This is a genomic window from Ruegeria sp. O4 (genome assembly GCF_056535125.1).
In genome coordinates this window covers 164,533-181,000 of sequence record NZ_JBQERO010000006.1, presented here as the reverse complement: position 1 = coordinate 181,000, position 16,468 = coordinate 164,533, and the positions used below count along the sequence as shown (strand labels likewise).

Sequence of the window (16,468 nt, the reverse complement as noted above, 5' to 3'; positions counted from 1 at the left end):
ATTGTAGATGAGGCTCAATCGCCCAAATATCCACGCGCCGCCTTTACCGTAGGCTATTGAACCTCCAACGACCTAGTCGTTCAGGGAGAGCGCCCCGCCTGCAGTTCGCAAGCGGGGTATTTTCTCGAATGCGGTCTCGTCACGCGACCTTACGAATACGAACAGGCCGCACCACGGCATCGACAGTCGCTGACGTAAGGCAGCTATGAGCCGATTCAACAGGGCGGTCCATGGCGGCTGGTGAGAAACTGCAGGCTCACCAATGACCGAGAAAAGCCCCATCGCCACAGGGCAGGTAAATGTCTCACCCAGGATGGCCAGACCCGGCATCACACCGACACCGGCGCGCAGATACACCTGGCTTGCGACGTCCATGGACCCTAGCGTTTGCACCAGTTTGAAATAGATCGGCAGGGCCACACCAGTGCACAAGGTCAAAAGAACGCTTGTTGCCGCCAATGCTGTTACACTCGGCGTCAAGGTCCATGGACGGTCCAGCAGCAGCTTAGCGCCCATCACCAAAACGCTCCGTCGGATCGCATGTCTGACTAAGGAAGTGTGACCACCACTCTCACGAGTGGGTTTTTCCATCTTGATCTCTGGCCAGAAACCATTCCCTGGGGAGCCGCAGCAAGCTGATGCTCAGATAATCAGCTTGGATCAAGGCAAACACGTATTTTTGATTCACTTCTGCAACATTCTTGTGAATGCTGCATTCCCGTCTCTTTTCCGCCGGATTTTGTGCTGATAAGCAATGATTGAATATCGGGATGTTAAATAGTGCGAGTGGGCAGATGAGAGCCGGAGTTAACGGTCAGGTAGCCATTTCATGGGATCAAACTGAAATTGACGGACTCGAGGACGCGCCTCTGGCGTGTCTGGCAGTTGGTGCGGCTTGGTCATGGCGCGGACAGGCAATAGTGCTGAGCGCAGAAGCCGAGAGCAGCGTCGAACAGATTGGATATGCGCGGGGAGCTGCAACCCGTTTGCAGAACCGCTTTCCGATTGTCCGGGAAATCTCCGGCTACGTGACCGGAGCTTTGACGCTTACCAATGGGTCGCAGCGGTTTTCAGCCAACCTTGTTGCCGACACCAATGATGCAGCGCCGACCATCGTTTTCGATGGCGCTTGCCCGCCACGGGATGAAGAATTCTGGATCGTCGACGTGACCGAGGTTGTGATGGTGCACAAGGCGGGTGCTGAAGGCGGTGGGAACGTCGTTGCATTTCCGGCCTGAAGGCGACCTGCATTTTTCTTGATGAAAGCGGTGTGACGGCAACCGTCGCTATGCGCGCAGGGGCCTGTGCTGCCTGCGGCGAACATATCTTTGCAGATATTCGAAACTGCGTTGAATGCCGTGTTGACTCTGCCGGCTTTGCGGATATAAGCGCGGCTTCATTGGTGTTGGTGGCCCCCGCAAGGGGAAGCCTGTCATGAGGGAAACCTCAAGAGGACAACGCCCTTCATAGTTGCCCGTTTGGGCATCGACCTAAAGAAGGAGATCAGCCGTGACCAAACGCACGTCTGCCAAGTACAAAATCGACCGCCGGATGGGCGAAAACATATGGGGTCGTCCGAAATCCCCGGTCAACCGTCGTGAATACGGCCCCGGCCAGCACGGCCAGCGCCGCAAAGGCAAACTGTCGGACTTCGGTCTGCAGCTGCGTGCCAAGCAGAAGCTGAAAGGCTACTACGGCGACCTGACCGAAAAGCAGTTCCGCCGCATCTATGCCGAAGCCGAGCGTGTCAAAGGCGACACCGGTGAAAACCTGATCGGCCTGCTGGAGCGCCGTCTGGACGCCGTCGTCTATCGTGCCAAGTTCGTACCGACCGTCTTCGCTGCGCGTCAGTTCGTGAACCACGGCCACGTCAAAGTGAACGGCAAGCGGGTGAACATCCCCAGCTACCGCGTCAAAGAAGGCGACGTCATCGAAGTGCGTGACAAGTCCAAGCAACTGGCTGTTGTTCTGGAAGCTGTTGCCCTGGCCGAGCGTGATGTTCCTGACTACATCGATGCTGACCACTCGAAAATGACCGCAACGTTCGTTCGCGCACCGGGCCTGAGCGATGTGCCGTACCCGGTCATGATGGAACCGAACCTGGTCGTCGAATTCTACGCGAAGAACTGATCTTCGCATTCCGACCTGGAATTCAGAGCCGCACCTTTGGGTGCGGCTCTTTTCATTTTCAGCCCAGCAGAACGATATCTGACGCGCCTGCGCTGCGACGCAGCTCGTGAATGTCTTTTAGTTCCGGGTCGTTGATCCATCCCAGCGCCGCGTCCCGGTTGGGAAAGGAAAGTAGGGCTGCAACGTCAGGCAAGTCCGGCGTGCCGTCCAGCGCGGTTGTTTCTTTGGTGGCGTGTTCGACTTTTCCGCCATGGCGGGCCAGTGCAGGCCCGGCCTGTTCGCGATAAGCGGCCAGCGCGTCGGGATTCTTTACGGTAAGTTTTGCGTAGGCATAGATCATGGCTTTGCTCCTTGATGTGTGGGCAAAAGCTAGGGTGTGACCTGCTTTGCGAAAACGCGTGTATTAGCATCAGTGATGTGCGAATTTGCATGTATGGATATTCATTGGGATGATTACCGGGCCGTACTCGCCGTGGTCCGCAGGCGCACCCTGTCCGCCGCGGCACAAGAGCTTGGCGTCAACTACACAACTGTCGCGCGCCGTATAGCCCGCGCCGAAGCGGCGACAGGCGAAGTGCTGTTCGAAAGGCTGACCGACGGGTATCGACCGACAGAAGCAGCGCACCTAGTCGCTGCGTATGCTGCCCGGATGGAAAGCGCAGAACACGCAATGCTGCGAGGTTTGTCAGGGCGGGATGCCCGGCTGGAAGGGCAACTGACCTTAACCGCGCCGCAACTGTTAATTGCCCATGTGCTGGCCCCGGCGCTGGGCGAGTTTGCTCAAAGGCACCCTGCTGTGTCTTTGCAGGTGCGCGCGGCAAACGAGATTCTGGACCTTAATCGGCGCGAAGCCGACATTGCGATCCGGATCAGCCGCAACCCCGGCGATACGTTGAAAGGTCTGCGCCTGACGCAACAGCACAGCGCTTGTTTTGCCACGTCGGAATGGGCCGCGCGAATGCAGCAAGATCCGAACGCGCCCGTGGATTGGTTGCTTTATGAAAAGCAGCCGAACCTGCCGGACGGCGTCGACAAAATCTATCCGAACTCGCGGATACATATGCGCTTTGATGACATGGTCGCGATGGCGGGTGCCGCACAATCAGGGTTGGGCGTTGTGCGTATGCCGGTGTTTCTGGGCCGCTCACTTCGGGGCTTAGTGCAGGTTCCGGTCCTTTCACCGCAACCCTACGCAGATATCTGGATCGTGGCGCACCCGGATGTTTGGCCTTCGGCAAAACTGGTCGCGTTCCGCGATATCGCGGTGCCCTTTTTCAAACAAAAACGCCCGCTGTTTACGGCGTGATTATATCGGCAAGGGCCGACCTTCGGCGATTGCTTCCATCGCGAAATACGACGTGACGCTGTCCAGCTCGACCTTTTCGATCAGCCGTTGATACACCTTGTCGTAAGACGCCATATCCTGTGTGACGACTTTCAGCTGATAATCGTAGTCACCGCCGATACGATGAAAATCCACGACCTCGGGGATCGTCAGAACGTGGCTGCGAAAGGCCTGTAGCCACTCGGCCGAATGATGCCGCGTGCGCAGCATGACAAAGACCACAAGGCTCAGCCCCAATTTCTCGCGTGCGATGCGGGCGGTTGAGCCGATCAGGACGCCATCTTCGTTCAAAGCCTTCAGACGCCGCCAGCAGGCGTTCTGCGAAAGCCCCGCACGATCCGCTAACTCCCGTTGCGACAGGGTGGCGTCCTTCTGCAGTTCTTTCAGAATGCGTGTGTCAATTTGATCCAATTTTGATGCCATTACTGATCATATGACACAAAGATTTTAAAATCTATGCAATAATAGGTGAAGTTTTCGCGCTGACAATAAATCACATTAGTCGGACAGTTAGGAGCCAATGCAATGTCCCTGTCCAAGTTTCGTGCGGAACTCTGTTCCACCGCTCACAATTCAAACCTGCGCGATGGGCTGATCGGAGAAAATGTTCTGATCCCGGGTCTGCATGGGGACGTGCCGCTTGTCTATGCGGATTACGTCGCTTCGGGTCGCGCCTTGCGGCAGGTCGAAGACTTTGTGGCGCAACATGTGTTGCCGTTTTACGCGAACAGCCACACCGAGGCCTCTTACTGCGGATCTTACATGACACATCTGCGCCGCGAGGCGCGGGCGGAAATAGCCCGCATTGTTGGTGCCCAGGAAGAGGACGCGGTGATCTTCACCGGGTCTGGCGCCACTGCGGGGCTCAACCGGTTGGTCAGCCTGCTCGGGGTGGCAGAGGCCGACCAACCGGTTGTCTTGATTGGTCCGTACGAGCACCACTCGAACATCCTGCCGTGGCGGGAAAGCAAGGCACTTGTGGTTGAAATCCCCGAGGCCGAAGGCGGCGGGGTTGACCTCGGGGCGCTGGAAACCGCGCTGTTGACCCATGCAGGCGCCGATCTTCTGATCGGTTCCTTTTCGGCGGCGTCCAATGTAACCGGAATTGTCACGGACCCTAATCCGGTGACGCGGTTGCTCAAGGCGCATGGCGCAGTGGCGATTTGGGATTACGCCGGGGGCGGGCCTTACCTGCCGATGGATATGGGGCCGGTGGACGCGCGCAAGGATGCGATTGTCGTTTCCCCGCACAAGTTCCCGGGTGGCCCGGGCGCGTCGGGTGTTCTGATCGTAAACCGGGCTGCGGCCAAAAGGAGCTGCCCCAGCTGGCCGGGTGGCGGCACTGTCAGTTTCGTGTCACCGTGGCGGCATGACTACAGTGCGGACCTGGCTGCGCGGGAAGAGGCGGGAACGCCCAACGTGATCGGTGATATCCGAGCGGCGCTGGCCTTTATCGTCAAGGATGTCGTCGGCACGGAAGAAATCGCAAGACGCGAGGCGCAGTACAACCAGATGGCGCTGGACGGGTGGAAGGATAACCCGCACCTGACATTGCTTGGGGTCGATAACCCGCATCGCCTGCCGATCTTCTCTTTCCTTGTGCGCGACAACGCGGGACAGCCTGTGCATCAGCAGCTGTTTACCCGGATGCTCAGCGACGTCTACGGCATTCAGGCACGTGGCGGCTGTGCCTGCGCCGGGCCTTATGCCCACCGCCTGCTGGGGATTGACCGCGCCGCGTCCGAGGCGCTGCACGCGGCCTTGTCTGCGGGCGAAGAGATGAAGAAACCCGGCTGGGTACGCCTGAATTTCTCGTACCTGATGAGCGAGGAAACAGTTCAATTCATCATCGACAGTGTCAATGACCTGTCCCGCCGTACCGAGGAATTCGTGCCGTATTACAACGCCGACCCGGCGACTGCGCGCTTCAAGGCCGCATGATGGAATTGCCGCTTTTCTCAATCCGTTGAGACAGGTATGAGGGGCCCAATCAACGGAGCCTCTCATGACCAAGATCACCCCGCAACCCGGCATTATGGACATCGCGCTTTATCAGGGCGGCCAGTCGCATGTGGCGGGTGTTGAGCATGTGATCAAGCTGAGCTCGAACGAGAACCCGTTCGGCCCCAGCCCCAAAGCAATTGAGGCGGTGCGCGACAGCGCGGCAAACTTGCATCGGTACCCCAACACCGACCACGCCAGTTTGCGCGCGGCTATCGGCGCACGTCACGGGCTGGACCCTGCGCAGATCATCTGCGGTGTCGGCAGCGACGAGGTGCTGCAATTCATCGCTCAGGCCTATGCGGGGCCGGGGGATGAGGTGGTCTATACCGAGCACGGGTTCTCCATGTACCCGATCATCGCCCGCATGGCAGGTGCCACGCCGGTCATGGTGGCCGAGCGCGACCGCAAAGTTGATGTGGATGCCATTCTGGCCGCCGTAACCAGCCAGACGCGGATCGTGTTTGTCACCAACCCCGGTAACCCGACCTCGACCATGATCTCGAACGACGAACTGGACCGTCTGGCGCAGGGTCTGCCTGATACCTGCCTGATGGTCTTGGACGGCGCCTATGCCGAATTCGTCGACGATTTCGATGGTGGCGCGTCTTTGGTGGATGCGTATGAGAACGTGATCATGACCCGCACATTCTCGAAAGTGTACGGGCTGGGCGGGATGCGGGTCGGCTGGGGGTATGCGCACCAATCGATTATCGATGTACTGAACCGGGTGCGTCAGCCCTTCAACCTGTCTTTAACAGCACTGGCCGCAGCCGAAGCCGCGATCAGCGACGTCGAATTCCTGACGTTCTGCCAATCCGAAAATGCGCGCCTTCGGGTGTGGCTGGCCAAGGAGCTGGACAAGGTCGGCGTACCCTCGGACCCGTCCTGCACCAACTTCATCCTCGCGCGTTTTGCCGACAGGACCGAGGCCGAGGCTTGTGACGACTATCTGAAGACGCAGGGTTTGATTGTCCGCCGGGTTGCAGGCTACAACCTGCCGAATGCCCTGCGGATCACCGTGGGCGATGAGGAAGCCTGCCGCCGCGTCGTTGCGGCGATTACAGCATTCAAAGAGGGTGCAGCATGAGCCAGATTTACGACCGGGTTGCGCTGATCGGGCTTGGCCTGATTGCCTCCTCCATGTTCTGGGCGATCAAGCGTGGGGGCCTGGCTGGAGAAGTGACCGGCTATGCCCGGTCCGAGGCGACACGTGACACGGCGCGCAGAATCGGGCTGTGCGACCGCGTCTGTGACACGGCGCGCGAAGCGGTCGAAGGTGCTGATCTTGTCGTTCTTTGCGTGCCCGTGGGGGCAATGGGAGCCGTCGCAGAAGACATCGCACCCGTGCTCAAGCCCGGCGCGACCCTGTCGGATGTGGGGTCGGTCAAGCAGCATGTCATTCAGGCAGTTCAGCCGCATGTCCCCGAAGGTGTGCATTTCATTCCCGCGCATCCTTTGGCTGGGACAGAGCATTCCGGTCCGGAATCGGGTTTTGCCAAATTGTTCGACAATCGCTGGTGCCTGCTGGTGCCTGTCGAAGGGACCGACCCGGATGCAATCGCCCGCCTTCGGGCGTTGTGGGAAGGTATGGGCTCCCATGTGGATGAGATGGACGCGGATCATCACGATCTGGTTCTGGCCGTCACGTCCCATGCGCCGCACCTGATCGCCTACACGATGGTTGGTGTGGCCGACGATCTGCGCCGGGTGACCGATAGCGAAGTGATCAAATACTCGGCTGCGGGTTTTCGGGATTTCACCCGCATCGCGGCATCGGACCCGACCATGTGGCGTGATGTGTTCCTGTCCAACAAAGATGCGACGCTGGAAATCCTGGGCCGTTTCACGGAAGAGCTGTTTGCGCTGCAACGTGCCATCCGCACCGGGGACGGGGAACATTTGTTTGACTACTTTACCCATACCCGTGCTATTCGTCGCGGCATCATCGACGCGGGGCAGGACACGGATGCTCCGGATTTCGGGCGGGGAAAGGCAGGTTCATGAGGTCATACCGGGGGCAATTTCTGATCGGGATCATGGCGTTGTGCGCCGTGGCCACACAGGCAGCCCCTCTGGAACGATCTCTGGTCCCACCTGCACGTCCGATTCTGGACCAGCAAAACGTGCAGGTTGTGTCCGCCGTTGCCCCGGTGTCCGTCGCGGTCATAACCGATCTGCGCCCCATCTCACGTCCGGTTTCACCGCAGGTCACTGCTGCACTGGCGCGACCTTCGGATTTGCCGCTGCTGGGGCCCGACACCTCGCTGATACCTAACATGAGACCTGAATTGCTTGAACAGCAGGTGCTTTTCAAAAAACGCAAGCTGCGCAAAGGGTCCGTTTGCGGAGATATCGCAATTCAGGGCAAGCCCGTCGGAAGGGTCGGCAGCGAGAGTTCAGCCTGTGGCGTAAAAGATGCAGTGCAGATCACCTCTGTTTCCGGTGTGGCACTCAGCCGCCCGTCGACAATGGATTGCGGCACCGCCGTTGCGCTGAACAAATGGGTCGATAAGACAGTCAAACCCACCTTCAAACGTCGCGGCCCGGTGGTCGAGTTGCAGGTGGCGGCTCATTATGCCTGCCGAACTCGAAACAATCGTAAAGGCGCGCGGATTTCCGAGCACGGCAAAGGGCGCGCGATCGATATTTCGGCCTTCAAAATGGCCGATGGTGAGGTGGTGACTGTCTTGGAAGGATGGCGCAAGAACCCGTCACAGAAGCAGCTGCAGAAAATCTGGCGCGGCGCCTGTGGCCCGTTCGGCACCGTTTTGGGGCCGAACTCGGATAGCTACCATCGCGATCATTTCCATCTGGATACGGCACGCTACCGCAGCGGAGCGTATTGCCGTTAACGCAGGATCAGCCGCGGGGCGGGGCCCAGCGGCACCGGCCCCAGGGCGACAAAACCATCCCGGAAGTTCAGCTGAAGGTCCAGCGCGTTGGGGTTGCCGCCCAGCCCTGCCAGAAAATTCAGTGCGCGGGTGACAGGATCAACCGCCTGATCAGGCAGGGCACCTGCCGCGTTTGCCATGTCGATCATATCACGCCAGTTCTCGGCCTTGACAGCGATCTCACCACTGGGAACACCCTGCGCGTCTACATCCAGTTTACCGGCAGCAAACAGACGCAATCCACCCCATTTGATCTCGGCCAGTCGCAGGTCGATGGCCACGGGCTGCGGCCTGCTGTGTTCCAGCGCCGACCTGTCCCAGACTTTGCTGAACGTGGTGACCATGTCCAGTTCCAGCGTTTCGAAGGACTGCGGCAGCGAAGCCGCCGAATTCATAAGGGCCCGCAACCGGTCGCCGGGTGTGAACCCATCCGCGCGGGCGGTAATGGCATAGGCTTCGGGCAGGGATGTTTGCGCCATGATCAGGCTCAGGGTGTCCCCGGCGGCCAGTGCAGTGGTGTTCTCGGTCACCGACCACGCCCCTGCCGTCAGCGCCAGTTTTTCAAACACAAGCGAAACGCCGGGTTGCAACTGTAGTTCCGCAATCAATTCATCGGCGACAATCGTTGAGGTTTGATCGTAGTAAGACAGTCGTTGCGGCGTCTCGGCGAACCGCAGCACCTGCCGGCCGGGCCAGATCGCGGGGCTTTCGAATTCGATCCAGTCCGCGCGCCAGGCTGTGCCATTCACCGGATCTGCAAGGGCAGGGTTGTTCAGTCGGGTCACGTGATGGGTCGGATACCCTGCCGTTGCCACGTCCGAGAAATCAGCCAGCCAGCCGCGCGCCTGTTGTTGATCAAACCAGCCAGTGATTGCCGCGCGCAGACCATATCCGGCGACAAACCAATAGGCGCTCCAAAGGATGCCGATAAAAATGATCACTCGTATGACACGGCGCATGAGCTTTGGCCCTTTTTCCTGCCTCGGAATTGATGTTTATAGGCCCAAACGGGCAAGGACCAGTGCAATGACGATGTGGGTTTTCGGTTATGGATCGCTGCTGTGGAATCCGGGCTTTCCGGTCGCGCGCAGCGAACGCGCGACACTGCATGGCTATGCCCGGTCCTTCTGCATGAGCTCGATCCACCACCGGGGAACCGAGGAAGAACCGGGGCTGGTGCTGGCGTTGGACGAACAGGCAAACGCGACCTGCACCGGTCTGGCCCTTGCGGTTGAAACCGGTCACGAAGACCGCACCCTGCACGAACTGCGCGAGCGCGAGCTGATCTCGTCGGCCTATGTCGAACGTATGCTGGATGTGCATCTGGAAAATGGCGACATTGTCAACGCCGTGACCTATGTGATCGATGCCGACCATGTGCAGTATTGCGGCGGGATGCCGTTGGAGGATCAGGCCCGGATCATCGCCCATGCGGTTGGCGGGCGCGGCCCGAATGACGAATACCTGTACAATACCGCCGAACATCTGGCCGAGATCGGCCTGCGCGACGCCGATCTTGAGTGGTTGGCGCAACGGGTGCGTAGTATTACCGCATAAACTCTTGGCGTCACCAATGGAATTTCGCTAGTTTCGACGCAGAGCAGGCAAATACCGGGAACCACGCGCATGGCGCAGGCACATCAGGGCGCGAGACCCCATTTCTCGCATCCAACACGGCAGATTCTGTTGATGTTGATGGCGATCGGCCTGTCCGGGCTGGGTGTGTTTCTGGCGCTGCCCTATGTGTTGCCGGTGTTCTTCGCCAACCCGTATCTGAACGGCTTCATCCTGATGGTGTTTCTGATCGGCGTTCTTGCCTGTTTCTATCAGGTGACACAACTGATAGGGTCCGTGCGCTGGATCGAGGCCTTTGTTGGCGGTGTAGTGCGCGAAGACGCCCGCACGCCGCAATTGCTTGCACCTTTGGCCTCGTTGCTGCGCGAACGGGGCGCGCGGTCGCAGATCAGTTCGACCTCGACCCGCTCCATTCTGGATTCCGTGGCCGAACGGGTCGAGGAAGAGCGGGAGATCACCCGCTATATCACCAATGTGCTGATCTATCTGGGTCTTTTGGGTACGTTCTTCGGTCTGGCAACAACCGTACCTGCCATCGTCGATACGATCCGCAGCCTTAATCCGCAGGAGGGCGAAGAAGGGCTGGCCGTTTTCAACCGCCTGATGACCGGGCTCGAAGCGCAGTTGCAGGGGATGGGCGTTGCGTTCGGATCGTCTCTGCTGGGTCTTGCGGGGTCGCTGATCGTCGGTCTGCTCGAAGTTTTCGCAGGGCATGGCCAGAACCGTTTCTATCGCGAGCTCGAAGAATGGCTGTCTTCGATCACCCGTGTAGGTTTCGCGGGTGGAGAAGAAGGCGGTGCCGAAATTGCCGTGCTCACGCCGGTGCTGGACGCCATGTCCGAACAGATGGACGCATTGCAGGATCTGTTTTCAGCGCAGGAAAGCGACCGGGCCGAGGTTTCCGCCAAGCTGGGTTTGCTGGTCGATGTGATCGGTGAGATGAACAACCGTCAGGCCAATACCGAAAGTGTCACAGCGGCGTTGGAACGCGTGGCGCTGGGTCAGGAAGCCCTGCTGGATCACATGCGCGATCACGGTGCGGGTGAAGGTATCGACGCCGAAAGCCGGATGCGCCTGCGCTCGATGGATGTGCAGCTGCTGCGTATCCTCGAAGAGATATCGGCGGGCCGTCAGGAAAGCATGAACGAGTTCCGCAAGGATATTGAACTGCTGGTCAAGGCGCTGACCCTGCCGCGCGGTGCGGTACGCACCTCGCCGGAAGGAGAATAGCCCATGGCGCTGTCCCGCCGCACCGGTCAACGGTTCCAGGGCTCGGTATGGCCCGGTTTCGTCGACGCGATGACGGGGCTGTTGATGGTGCTGACCTTTGTGCTGACCATCTTCATGGTGATCCAGTTTGTGCTGCGCGAAACCATCTCAGGTCAGGAAGACGAACTGACCACATTGGCCGACGAAATCGCGGCGCTGGCGGGGGCGCTGGGGCTGGAAGAACGCGAAAACAGTCGGTTGCAGGCGCGGCTTGGGGCGTTGAATACCACCCTGTCGCAGGCCGAAGACGATCTGGCGCAAGCCCAGTCACTGATCGCATCACTGACCACCGAGCGCGACCGTCAGGCTGCCGCGTTGGATCAGGCACAGACCCGGATCACCAATTTCGAAGCGCAAGTTGCCGCCCTGCTGGCCGAACAGGAACGGGCACTGGGTGATATTGCAGCGCTTGAATCGCAGCGCGCGAAACTGCTGACCGAGCAGGAGGCGTTGAACCTGGCGCTTGCCCAAAGCCGCGAGGAAATCGACGCACAGACCGAAGCCGCCCGTTTGGCCGCTGCCCGTCGGGAAGCACTGAAAGCACTGGTGGCGGATCTGGAGCAAGGCAGCGCCGACCGGGACGCCCAGATCACCACCCTTGAACAGCAGCTCAGCGATGAAGAGGCCGCCCGTCTGGCCGAAGCCGCCGCCGCCGAAGCATTGCGTAACCGCCTTCAGGATGCCGATGCCGAACTGACGGCCATGACACTCGCACTGGAAGCGCAACGCAAAGAGGCTGAAGACACACTCACCCTGCTGGCGGCAGCACAAGCGGCGCGTGCCGAGTTGGAGCGTCAGTTTGGTGACGTGAACCCCGATGAACTGCGGGCCCAGCTTGAAGCCGCTTTGCAGGCGCAGACGCAAGCGCAGGCGGATGCCGATGCGCAACGCTCTCTGGCCGAGCAGCGGCAGGCCTTATTGGACCTCGCCAATGCGACGCTTTCGGATGAAAAAGAAATCTCTGCCGAGGCGCAGCGAGAGGCCGCCCTGCTGAACCAGCAGATCGCCGCCCTGCGCGGGCAATTGGGCTCTTTGCAGGCTTTGCTTGATGATTTCGAAGAACGCAACGCCGCCGCCGAGGTGCAGATTCAGACCTTAGGGCAGGACCTGAATGCCGCACTGGCCCGTGCCGCATCCGAAGAACGCAGGCGCCGTCTGCTGGAAGAAGCGGAGCGCCTGCGTCTTGAGGCCGAGGCCAAGGCTCTGGCCGGGCAGAACCAGGAACTGGCGGCACAGGCCGAGGACCTGCAACGCTATCGCTCGGAATTCTTCGGTCGCCTGCGGGACGTTCTTGGTGGTCAGGAAGGGGTGCGCATCGAAGGCGACCGGTTCGTGTTCTCGTCCGAGGTTCTGTTTCCGACCGGGTCCGCCGTGCTGTCCGCAGAAGGGCAGCAGGAGGTCGCCAAGGTGGCCAGAATCCTTCGTAGTGTTGCCGCTGAAATCCCGCCGGGTCTGAACTGGGTGATCCGGGTCGACGGCCATACCGACAACGTTCCTCTGGCCGGGTCGGGCCGGTATCGCGACAACTGGGAGCTCAGCCAGGGTCGCGCGCTGTCGGTTGTGCGCTATATGGTTGACGCGCTGGGCATTCCGCCCAACCGTCTTGCAGCCAACGGGTTTGGTGAATTCCAGCCCGTAAACCCCGCTGACACGCCCGAGGCACACGCGCAAAACCGCCGGATCGAGTTGAAGCTGACCGAAAGGTAAGGTCACTGGCCCTTAGCAGCCACGAAAACAAACAGCCGATCCGCAACCGGTTAGTGGCGATCCCGGCCACAGTGACCCGAACCGTTGGAAAATCAAGGCGGTGCATGTCCGCCAGACGTTTCACACGCGGCCTAACCGAGATGCCAACGCGACGCCGGGTAGGCGGGTGGGCCTTGCCAGCGCTGGGCGAAACCAAAAAAACCCGCCTTGGTAGGCGGGTTTTCTGTTAAATGCGGCGGGCGATCAGTCCGCCGTCAGAAGCGGAGGCTTGTCACCCGAAATGCGCGGTTGATCCGGGCCAAGGATCTCAAGATCCAGATCACCTTTCTTGACCGAGACACGGACCACACCGCCTTTTGCCAGCTTGCCAAACAACAATTCTTCGGCCAGCGGTTTCTTGATGTATTCCTGAATGACGCGACCCAGCGGGCGCGCACCCATCTTGTCGTCATACCCTTTATCCGCCAGCCATTCGGCGGCTTTGGGTGTCAGATCAATGGTCACACCACGATCCAGCAACTGCGCTTCCAGTTGCAGGACGAATTTCTCGACCACCTGCAAAATGACCTCTTTCGGCAGCGGCGCGAACGAGATCACGGCATCCAGACGGTTGCGGAATTCCGGCGTGAACATGCGTTCAATCGCGGCGGTGTCTTCGCCCTCGCGACGGTCACGACCGAACCCGATCGCGGCCTTGGCCTGCTCTTGCGCCCCCGCGTTCGAGGTCATGATCAGCACCACGTTGCGGAAGTTCACCGTACGGCCGTTGTGGTCGGTCAGTTCCCCATGGTCCATCACCTGCAACAGGATGTTGAACACGTCCGGGTGCGCCTTTTCAATCTCGTCCAGCAGCAACACACAATGTGGATGCTGGTCGACACCGTCGGTCAGCAAGCCCCCCTGATCGAACCCGACATAGCCCGGAGGTGCGCCGATCAGACGGCTGACTGCGTGTTTCTCCATGTATTCCGACATGTCGAAACGCAGCAGTTCAACGCCCAGCGTATCCGCCAGCTGTTTCGCCACCTCGGTCTTGCCCACGCCGGTCGGGCCGGCAAACAGATAGTTGCCGATGGGTTTTTCGGGTTCCCGCAGGCCGGCACGGGCCAGTTTGATTGCGCTGGCCAGTGCCTCGATCGCCAGATTCTGCCCAAACACCACCCGTTTCAGCGAGGCTTCGAGGTCTTTCAGCACCTCGGCATCGTCCTTGGTGACGTTCTTGGGCGGGATGCGGGCGATCTTGGCAACCACGGCCTCAATCTCTTTGACACCAATGGTCTTGCGCCGTTTGCTTTCCGCCACCAGATGCTGCGCCGCGCCAGCCTCGTCAATCACGTCGATGGCCTTGTCGGGCAGCTTGCGGTCGTTGATGTAACGTGCCGACAGCTCGACCGCGGTTCTGATCGCATCAGCGGTGTACTTGATGTCGTGATGTTTTTCGAAATAAGGCTTCAGACCGCGCAGGATCTTGACGCTGTCTTCAACCGAAGGCTCGTTCACATCGATCTTCTGGAACCGGCGCGACAGGGCGCGGTCCTTCTCGAAATGCTGGCGAAACTCTTTGTAGGTGGTCGAGCCCATGGTGCGCAGCTTGCCGCCCTGCAACGCAGGCTTCAGCAGGTTCGAGGCATCCATTGCCCCGCCCGAGGTTGCACCGGCACCGATCACGGTGTGAATTTCGTCGATGAAAAGCACCGCGTCGGGGTGCTCTTCCAGCTCGGTTACAACCGCTTTCAGGCGTTCTTCGAAATCGCCGCGATAACGGGTCCCGGCCAGCAGTGCACCCATGTCCAGCGAGTAGATGGTGGTGTTTGCCAAGACATCCGGCGCCTCTCCGGCGACGATCTTGTGCGCCAGACCTTCGGCGATGGCGGTTTTGCCCACGCCCGGATCGCCCACCAGCAGCGGGTTGTTCTTGCGGCGGCGGCACAGCACCTGGATACAGCGTTCCACCTCATCCGCGCGCCCGATCAGCGGATCGACATCACCCGCACGCGATTTCGCGTTCAGGTCAATGCAGTATTTCCCAAGCGCACTTTCCTTTTGTTCCGTGTCGCCGGAACCTGTCTGAGCTTCTTCTTCCACCTGATCCGCACCGGATACCGACCGGCTTTCGCCATACGCGGGGTCTTTGGCCACGCCATGGGCGATGAAATTGACCGCGTCATACCGGGTCATGTCCTGTTCCTGCAGGAAATAGGCGGCATTGCTTTCGCGTTCAGCGAATATCGCGACCAGCACATTGGCGCCGGTCACTTCGGTCCGGCCCGAGCTTTGCACATGAATCGCAGCGCGTTGAATGACGCGCTGGAACGCTGCCGTTGGTACGGCTTCGGACCCGTCGATATCCGTGACCAGATTTGAAAGATCTTCGTCTATGAACTCAACCAGAGTGCTGCGCAACTCGTCCAGATCAACACTGCACGCTTTCATGACGCGCACCGCATCGGGTTCTTCCAGAAGCGCCAGCAGCAAATGCTCCAGCGTCGCAAATTCGTGTCGCCGTTCATTCGCAGCCGCCAAGGCCGCGTGGATGGCTTGTTCCAGTGTGCTCGAGAATGAAGGCACGCGGGTGCTCCTCTGTCTTGGGTCAGAAGGGGGCGGGCTTTCGGCCGGAACCCCATCCCAACCATGTCCTCATACTATTAGAGTTTGGTTGATCGTGGCCTGGCTTCAAGGGTTTTCTTTCACTTGACAGTCACATTTGTTGTGACCGTGGCCGTGAAGAGGGGCAAATAAGCATCAGAACCTGTCTTTTCTACCCCGAATTTCGGCGAAAACCGCCACAGGATCGGCGTTTTCCATGCCAAGATGGGCCTGAATCGCCGGATCCGTGGCCCTCAGGAACGGGTTGGTGGCTTTTTCAAGCGCCAAAACCGACGGAACAGTGGCTTCGCCAGCGGCGCGGGCGCGGTCGATATCGGCAATTCGCTGTTTCAGCGCAGCGTTCTCGGGATCGACGGTAATGGCGAATTTCGCGTTGGATTGTGTATATTCATGCCCCGAACAGACCAGAGTGTCGTCCGGCAAAGCGGCCAGCTTGCTCAGCGACGCCCACATCTGCGCTGGGCTGCCTTCGAACAGACGCCCACACCCGAGGGCCATCAGGCTGTCAGCGGTAAAGACAACTGCGCTCTGCGGAAAATAAAACGCGATATGACCAACTGTGTGCCCCGAAACGTCCAGCACCTCGACCGGTTCGCCACCCACCTCAAAGCTGTCGCCTTCGGCAACCTGCTGGTCCAGCGGGGGCAGGCGGTGCGCGTCGGCGGCCGCACCGATGACCTTTGCGGGGTGCTTGGCCAGAATTTCGGCCAGCCCTTCAACGTGATCCCAGTGATGATGGGTCAGCAGCACATGTGACAACGTCCATCCCCGATCTTCCAGCGCTGCAAGAATCGGCGCGGCTTCGGGCGCATCGATCAGCGCAGTCTGGCCATTGCCGCTGTCATGGGCCAGAAAGGCGTAATTGTCGCTGAGGCACGGGATTGTAACGATTTCAAGAGGCATGGCCTTTTGCCCTTTCATTGCTAGACTGCGCCCAGCT

General features: G+C 59.7%; 16 protein-coding genes. 10 read left to right on the top strand and 6 right to left on the bottom strand.

The window, feature by feature from the left end:
- Window positions 1–72 precede the first annotated feature (72 nt).
- Window positions 73–516, bottom strand: coding sequence for a hypothetical protein (locus tag ACR0J7_RS10130; RefSeq protein WP_480914102.1), 444 nt, complete (start codon window positions 514–516; stop codon window positions 73–75).
- A 278-nt stretch (window positions 517–794) separates the two neighbouring features.
- On the opposite strand from ACR0J7_RS10130, the gene ACR0J7_RS10125 reads away from it, so the two are divergent.
- Together ACR0J7_RS10125 and rpsD are read left to right on the top strand one after the other, a co-directional pair.
- Complete coding sequence (locus ACR0J7_RS10125) at window positions 795–1,238, top strand: hypothetical protein (RefSeq protein WP_209504820.1); 444 nt, start codon at window positions 795–797, stop codon at window positions 1,236–1,238.
- 271 nt (window positions 1,239–1,509) lie between these two features.
- Window positions 1,510–2,130, top strand: coding sequence for a 30S ribosomal protein S4 (gene rpsD / locus ACR0J7_RS10120; protein WP_170374584.1), 621 nt, complete (start codon window positions 1,510–1,512; stop codon window positions 2,128–2,130).
- A 58-nt stretch (window positions 2,131–2,188) separates the two neighbouring features.
- Here rpsD and ACR0J7_RS10115 read toward each other — a convergent pair whose 3' ends face one another.
- Window positions 2,189–2,470 (bottom strand): DUF1330 domain-containing protein, encoded by a 282-nt coding sequence (locus ACR0J7_RS10115; RefSeq protein ID WP_480482308.1) that lies wholly within the window; start codon window positions 2,468–2,470, stop codon window positions 2,189–2,191.
- A gap of 93 nt (window positions 2,471–2,563) precedes the next feature.
- Between ACR0J7_RS10115 and ACR0J7_RS10110 the strand changes: the two genes are divergently transcribed.
- On the top strand, window positions 2,564–3,436 hold the full coding sequence (locus ACR0J7_RS10110; protein WP_480565299.1) for a LysR family transcriptional regulator: 873 nt from the start codon (window positions 2,564–2,566) through the stop codon (window positions 3,434–3,436).
- Here the strand turns inward: ACR0J7_RS10110 and ACR0J7_RS10105 are convergent, their stop codons facing one another.
- The gene (locus ACR0J7_RS10105; protein WP_267365621.1) at window positions 3,437–3,898 is read right to left on the bottom strand and encodes an Lrp/AsnC family transcriptional regulator; all 462 of its coding nucleotides are present in this window, start codon (window positions 3,896–3,898) and stop codon (window positions 3,437–3,439) included.
- 102 nt (window positions 3,899–4,000) lie between these two features.
- Between ACR0J7_RS10105 and ACR0J7_RS10100 the strand changes: the two genes are divergently transcribed.
- From ACR0J7_RS10100 to ACR0J7_RS10085, 4 genes are all read left to right on the top strand, one after another.
- The gene (locus ACR0J7_RS10100; protein WP_480914099.1) at window positions 4,001–5,416 is read left to right on the top strand and encodes an aminotransferase class V-fold PLP-dependent enzyme; all 1,416 of its coding nucleotides are present in this window, start codon (window positions 4,001–4,003) and stop codon (window positions 5,414–5,416) included.
- Between the two features lie 64 nt (window positions 5,417–5,480).
- Window positions 5,481–6,566, top strand: coding sequence for a histidinol-phosphate transaminase (gene hisC / locus ACR0J7_RS10095; RefSeq protein WP_480914096.1), 1,086 nt, complete (start codon window positions 5,481–5,483; stop codon window positions 6,564–6,566).
- Window positions 6,563–7,483, top strand: coding sequence for a prephenate/arogenate dehydrogenase family protein (locus ACR0J7_RS10090; RefSeq protein ID WP_480487536.1), 921 nt, complete (start codon window positions 6,563–6,565; stop codon window positions 7,481–7,483). Before hisC ends, ACR0J7_RS10090 begins: the two co-directional genes overlap by 4 nt.
- A complete protein-coding gene (locus ACR0J7_RS10085) occupies window positions 7,480–8,331 on the top strand; it encodes an extensin-like domain-containing protein (RefSeq protein WP_480487538.1) in 852 nt (283 codons plus the stop codon). The genes ACR0J7_RS10090 and ACR0J7_RS10085 overlap by 4 nt, the downstream gene beginning before the upstream one ends.
- On the opposite strand, the gene ACR0J7_RS10080 is transcribed toward ACR0J7_RS10085, so the two are convergent.
- Window positions 8,328–9,329, bottom strand: coding sequence for a DUF2125 domain-containing protein (locus tag ACR0J7_RS10080; protein ID WP_480487540.1), 1,002 nt, complete (start codon window positions 9,327–9,329; stop codon window positions 8,328–8,330). The two genes, ACR0J7_RS10085 and ACR0J7_RS10080, sit on opposite strands and share 4 nt — an antisense overlap.
- 67 nt (window positions 9,330–9,396) lie before the next feature.
- On the opposite strand from ACR0J7_RS10080, the gene ACR0J7_RS10075 reads away from it, so the two are divergent.
- The 3 genes from ACR0J7_RS10075 to ACR0J7_RS10065 all read left to right on the top strand — a co-directional run bounded on the left by ACR0J7_RS10075 (window position 9,397) and on the right by ACR0J7_RS10065 (window position 12,921).
- Window positions 9,397–9,927, top strand: a complete 531-nt coding sequence (locus ACR0J7_RS10075; protein WP_480487542.1) for a gamma-glutamylcyclotransferase — start codon at window positions 9,397–9,399, stop codon at window positions 9,925–9,927.
- A 69-nt stretch (window positions 9,928–9,996) separates the two neighbouring features.
- On the top strand, window positions 9,997–11,175 hold the full coding sequence (locus ACR0J7_RS10070; protein WP_267365630.1) for a biopolymer transporter ExbB: 1,179 nt from the start codon (window positions 9,997–9,999) through the stop codon (window positions 11,173–11,175).
- A gap of 3 nt (window positions 11,176–11,178) precedes the next feature.
- Window positions 11,179–12,921: a peptidoglycan -binding protein gene (locus ACR0J7_RS10065; RefSeq protein WP_480914093.1), complete on the top strand. Its 1,743-nt coding sequence runs from the start codon at window positions 11,179–11,181 to the stop codon at window positions 12,919–12,921.
- Window positions 12,922–13,164: 243 nt separating this feature from the next.
- Here ACR0J7_RS10065 and clpA read toward each other — a convergent pair whose 3' ends face one another.
- Entirely contained in the window at window positions 13,165–15,489 is a 2,325-nt protein-coding gene (gene clpA / locus ACR0J7_RS10060; protein WP_480493588.1) for an ATP-dependent Clp protease ATP-binding subunit ClpA, read from the bottom strand.
- Window positions 15,490–15,663: 174 nt separating this feature from the next.
- On the bottom strand, window positions 15,664–16,431 hold the full coding sequence (gene gloB, locus ACR0J7_RS10055) for a hydroxyacylglutathione hydrolase (protein ID WP_267363007.1): 768 nt from the start codon (window positions 16,429–16,431) through the stop codon (window positions 15,664–15,666).
- Window positions 16,432–16,468 lie beyond the last annotated feature (37 nt).

Excerpts from the sequence above, each read along its gene's own strand:
- ACR0J7_RS10070 (WP_267365630.1), top strand. The coding sequence starts at position 9,997 with ATGGCGCAGGCACATCAGGGCGCGAGACCCCATTTCTCGCATCCAACA.
- gloB (WP_267363007.1), bottom strand. The coding sequence starts at position 16,431 with ATGCCTCTTGAAATCGTTACAATCCCGTGCCTCAGCGACAATTACGCC.
- hisC (WP_480914096.1), top strand. The coding sequence starts at position 5,481 with ATGACCAAGATCACCCCGCAACCCGGCATTATGGACATCGCGCTTTAT.
- ACR0J7_RS10090 (WP_480487536.1), top strand. The coding sequence starts at position 6,563 with ATGAGCCAGATTTACGACCGGGTTGCGCTGATCGGGCTTGGCCTGATT.
- ACR0J7_RS10105 (WP_267365621.1), bottom strand. The coding sequence starts at position 3,898 with ATGGCATCAAAATTGGATCAAATTGACACACGCATTCTGAAAGAACTG.
- ACR0J7_RS10110 (WP_480565299.1), top strand. The coding sequence starts at position 2,564 with ATGGATATTCATTGGGATGATTACCGGGCCGTACTCGCCGTGGTCCGC.
- ACR0J7_RS10130 (WP_480914102.1), bottom strand. The coding sequence starts at position 516 with ATGGGCGCTAAGCTGCTGCTGGACCGTCCATGGACCTTGACGCCGAGT.
- ACR0J7_RS10065 (WP_480914093.1), top strand. The coding sequence starts at position 11,179 with ATGGCGCTGTCCCGCCGCACCGGTCAACGGTTCCAGGGCTCGGTATGG.
- ACR0J7_RS10080 (WP_480487540.1), bottom strand. The coding sequence starts at position 9,329 with ATGCGCCGTGTCATACGAGTGATCATTTTTATCGGCATCCTTTGGAGC.
- ACR0J7_RS10075 (WP_480487542.1), top strand. The coding sequence starts at position 9,397 with ATGACGATGTGGGTTTTCGGTTATGGATCGCTGCTGTGGAATCCGGGC.
- ACR0J7_RS10100 (WP_480914099.1), top strand. The coding sequence starts at position 4,001 with ATGTCCCTGTCCAAGTTTCGTGCGGAACTCTGTTCCACCGCTCACAAT.
- ACR0J7_RS10115 (WP_480482308.1), bottom strand. The coding sequence starts at position 2,470 with ATGATCTATGCCTACGCAAAACTTACCGTAAAGAATCCCGACGCGCTG.
- ACR0J7_RS10085 (WP_480487538.1), top strand. The coding sequence starts at position 7,480 with ATGAGGTCATACCGGGGGCAATTTCTGATCGGGATCATGGCGTTGTGC.
- ACR0J7_RS10125 (WP_209504820.1), top strand. The coding sequence starts at position 795 with ATGAGAGCCGGAGTTAACGGTCAGGTAGCCATTTCATGGGATCAAACT.